A 4,042-nucleotide genomic window follows, 5' to 3' on the forward strand; every position below is an offset into this window, starting at 1 on the left:
CCCCAGTTTCGGGAAGGGGCGGGGCTGGGGAAAGGAGACCCCCCGGCGAGGCCCGTCAGGCCTCGGGCGCAACGCTCAGCTCCGCCCAGATGACCTTGCCGGACGGCGTCTGCCGCGTCCCCCATCGTTCGGTGAGCTGCGCTACGAGAAGGAGGCCCCGGCCTCCCTCGTCGTAGGCGCGCGCCCGCCGCAGATGGGGTGCGGTGCTGCTGCCGTCGGAGACCTCGCAGATCAGCACCGCGTCCCGGATCAGACGGAGTCGTATGGGCTCGCCGCCATAGCGAATGGCGTTGGTGACGAGCTCGCTGACCACCAACTCCGTGGTGAACAGCGCTTCGTCCAATCCCCAGGCGGCGAGTTGAGCGGACGCGAACTTACGGGCCTCGGCGACGATCTGCGGGTTGTCCGGCAAGGACCACGTCGCCACCCGGGCGGCGTCGAGGACCCGGGTCCTGGCCAGCAGAAGGGCGACGTCGTCGACAGGCCGGCCGGGCAGCAGCTCGTCCAGCAGGTCGTCGCACAACTTCTCCAGGGACCGGACGGGTTGGCCGAGCACCCGGCCCATGAGGGCCAGGCCGGTGTCGACGTCCCGGTCCCTCGCCTCGATCAGCCCGTCGGTGAAGAGCGCGAGCACGCTCCCCTCCGCAAGCTCGAACTCCGAGATCTCGAAGGGCAGTCCGCCGAGGCCGAGCGGCGGGCCGACGGGCAGGTCGGGGAAGCCGACCGTGCCGTCGGGCGTCACCACGGCGGGCAGCACATGGCCCGCGCTGGCGAGCGTGCAACTCCGGGACACCGGGTCGTACACCGCGTACAGGCAGGTGGCGCTCAACTCCGCGACCGGCCGGGCCTCGGCGGCGGAGCCGGGTGCGTCGGGCTCCTCCCGGGCCAGCCGGATCACCACGTCGTCGAGCTGGGTGAGCAACTCGTCCGGCGGCAGGTCGACATCGGCCAGCGTACGTACCGCGGTCCGCAACTGCGCCATGCTGGCCGAGGCCCGCAGCCCGTGACCGACCACGTCGCCCACCACGAGCGCCACCCGGGCACCGGACAGCGGGATCACGTCGAACCAGTCGCCGCCCACCCCGGCCCGCGTGCCGGCCGGCAGATAGCGGGTCGCCACATCCACCGCGGACTGCTCCGGCGTACCGCGCTGCAGCAGACTGCGCTGGAGGGTCACCGCGGTGGCCCGCTCACGGGAGTAGCGGCGGGCGTTGTCGATGCTCAGCGCGGCCCGCGTCGCGATCTCCCGCGCCAGCAGCAGATCCTCGTCGTCGAAGGGCTCGGTGATGCGGTGACGGTGGAACTGGGCCAGCCCGAGCGTCACGCCCCGGGCCTGCAACGGCACGACCAGCAGGGCATGGATCCCGTGGTCGCGGACGCTGCGGGCACGGTCCGTATCCGCGGTCAGCCACGGCGGCAGGCTCGCGCTGTCGAGCTGGTACTGGGCGGGACGGCCGGCGGCGAGGGCCGAGGCCTGCGGTGAGTCGGCGGCGTAGACGTGCCGCTGGCCGATCTCGACGGTGCCCTCCGGGCAGCCGCGCAGTACGGACGCCTGGGCGCACCGGCGGAAGACCGGCAGGCCCGCGCTCGGCGCGAGGTCCGCCTCGATGTTCCGGAAGAGGTCGTCGAGCAGATCGACGAGGACGAAGTCGGCGAACCCCTCGGTGCCGATCTCGGCGAGTTCCTGGGCGGTGCGCGTGACGTCGAGGGTGGTTCCGACGCTGAGGCTCGCCGCGTTCACCACGGACATCCGCCGCCGCGCCCAGTACTGCTCGGTCGTGTCGTACACGGCGGAGGCGACGCCCCGGACGCGGCCCTGCGGGTCCTTGAGCGGGTACAGCAGGGAGGACCAGGAGCGCTCACGTCTCGTTCCCGGGGGCCGCAGATAGGCCTGGTGGCGGACGACGGCTCCGGTTCGCATGGCCTGTTCGGCCAGCCGGGGGATCTCGTCGGCGCCGTCGATGACCCCGCCGGTGATCCGCTCGGCGAGACCGAGGCCCCGAAGCTGGCCCTCCGTCGCTCCCGACATGGCGGCGAAGGCCTCATTGGTGCGTACGACCCTGATGTCGTCGTCGCACACGACCACGGCGATGGGCAGCTGCTCGATCGCCCAGCGGTTCAGGGTCTCGGGGGCGGGTTCGTCCGCCGCGGTGGCCGCGACGATCCACAGCGGGGCCTCGTCGGCGCCGGTCAGCGGCCGGAGGTGGGCGAGCAGTTCGAGGCGCCGCCCCTCGCGGGTGCGGACCACGGCGCCACCGCTCCACGGCGTACGGGAGGCACAGGCGCCGCGGACCGCGTACGGAAGCTCGGCGGCCAGCAGTTCCCGGGCGTCCCGGCCCACGGCGTCCGCGGAGTGGTGACCGAGCAGCCGCCGGGCGCCCTCGCTCCAGGCGAGGATCTTCCCGGCCCCGTCCACGACGGCGGTCGCTTCCCACCCCGAGCCGAACACGTCTGGGTTCATGTACACGTCTCTCGCGCCCACCGCGGGCAGACCCCGCGGCCATGTGCTCAGCATGGCCCCACAGGAGGGCGTACTCAACGGGACTGCCTGTTCTCCTCAGGCGGACGGGGACATGTACGCGGCTTGCGGGACGTCCACACGCTTCGGGCCTGCCGGGTTCAGGGCGGCGTGACGGCCAGTACGCGGTTGAGCGCACCCTCGGGGCGGGCGATGAGGCCGTCCCAGGTGCCCTCCTCCGTGATGCGGCCGGATTCCAGGACGGCGATGCGGTCGGCTCGGCGGATGGTGGCCGGGCGGTGGGCTATGACGATGGTGGTGCGGTTGCCTCTGGGGAGCGCGGTGGCGAGTTGGGCGTCGCCGGCGTTGTCCAGGTGGGCGGTCGTCTCGTCCAGTACGAGGATTCCGGGCTCGGCCAGCAGGGCGCGGGCGAGGGCGATCCGGGCGCGCCGGCCGCCGGAGAGGGTGGCGCCGCGCTCCCCGACGAGGGAGTCCATGGGGGCGATCCGGTCGACGCCGCACAGCCGGGCCGTTTCGGCGAGGAGGTCGTCGTCCGCGTCGGGGGCCGCGAGGCGCAGGTTTTCGGCGAGCGTGCCGTGGAACAGGGAGTTGATGGAGAAGCCTGCGCCGGATGAGGCCGACGAGGTTCTGCCGTACGACGCGCAGGCTGTGCCGGCTGAGTTTGCGACGACATTGCGCAGGTCGGTGCTGGCGAGGGCGATGTCGGCGCTTCGACCGGGCCCGCTGGGCGTCCGGCTGCACCGGGTGAGCTTCGACTACGGGGGCCGGCCCGTGCTGGACGAAATCGACCTGACGGTTCCCGCGGGGCAGACTCTCGCCCTGGTCGGCGTCTCGGGGGCGGGCAAGTCGACCTGCACCCACCTTCTTGCCCGCTTCCGGGACCCGTCGCGGGGAGCCGTCCAGCTGCTGCCCGGCGACGGCGATCCCGTCGACCTCCGCCATCTGTCCGACGCGGAACTCCGCCGTGCCGTGGCCGTCGTGGGCCAGGACACCGTTCCTAGAGACTGAGCGGGAGTGAGTCCTGGTGCCAGAACGCATGCTCAGCCGCGTGCCCCGAACGGTTTTGGGCACTCCCCCAGCTACCGCTGGGAGGTACCCCCAGGTGGCCCGCTTTCGCTCCACCGCCGGGCGGCGCGCATCCGGTGCGCGGTCCGGACAGGTGGGGGCGGGTTTCCTCACGCCGTCGGATCTCCGGTCGGGCCTGGACGGTCCGATGCCCCGGCACATCGCTCTGGTGTGCCGGGGGCGGTGCCGTCCTCCCCCAGCTACCGCTGGGAGGTGCCCCCAGCCGGATCGGGTGCCCGAGGGCGCGTCGCGCGACCGCGATGCTTGCCGCATCGTGCCGGGTCCCCGTCAAGCCTTGCTTGCGCGCCGCCCACGACGCGGCATCGTGCGCCAGGCCCTGCCGGGAGCGTTCCGCGAGATCACCCGCGGCCAGCGAACCGAGGAACATCCCGACCTCGGCGAGCACCGCCGCATCCGACTCGCTTACCCGCAGCCGGTCCCGGATGGCCACCCCGGCGGGGCCGGGCACCACGAACGACGCCGCCAACTCCCGCAGCC

The 4,042-nt window shown here is 73.0% G+C and carries 2 protein-coding genes and 2 pseudogenes; 1 reads left to right on the forward strand and 3 read right to left on the reverse strand.

Going from position 1 to position 4,042, the window contains the following annotated elements; genetic code table 11:
* Window positions 1–55 precede the first annotated feature (55 nt).
* Both G6048_RS47130 and G6048_RS47135 read right to left on the reverse strand, forming a co-directional pair.
* On the reverse strand, window positions 56–2,461 hold the full coding sequence (locus G6048_RS47130) for a SpoIIE family protein phosphatase (protein ID WP_165345757.1): 2,406 nt from the start codon (window positions 2,459–2,461) through the stop codon (window positions 56–58).
* A 158-nt stretch (window positions 2,462–2,619) separates the two neighbouring features.
* A pseudogene (locus tag G6048_RS47135) lies at window positions 2,620–3,063 on the reverse strand (ATP-binding cassette domain-containing protein); the annotation flags it as partial.
* Between the two features lie 124 nt (window positions 3,064–3,187).
* On the opposite strand from G6048_RS47135, the pseudogene G6048_RS50710 reads away from it, so the two are divergent.
* Window positions 3,188–3,469 (forward strand): annotated as a pseudogene (locus G6048_RS50710) (ATP-binding cassette domain-containing protein); the annotation flags it as partial.
* Window positions 3,470–3,476: 7 nt separating this feature from the next.
* Here the strand turns inward: G6048_RS50710 and G6048_RS50715 are convergent.
* Window positions 3,477–4,040 (reverse strand): hypothetical protein, encoded by a 564-nt coding sequence (locus tag G6048_RS50715; RefSeq protein ID WP_235991129.1) that lies wholly within the window; start codon window positions 4,038–4,040, stop codon window positions 3,477–3,479.
* Between the last annotated feature and the right edge of the window lie 2 nt (window positions 4,041–4,042).

Origin of the sequence: Streptomyces ureilyticus (assembly GCF_011045025.1) — a bacterium.
In the GTDB taxonomy this organism is placed as follows: Bacteria; Actinomycetota; Actinomycetes; order Streptomycetales; family Streptomycetaceae; genus Streptomyces; species Streptomyces ureilyticus.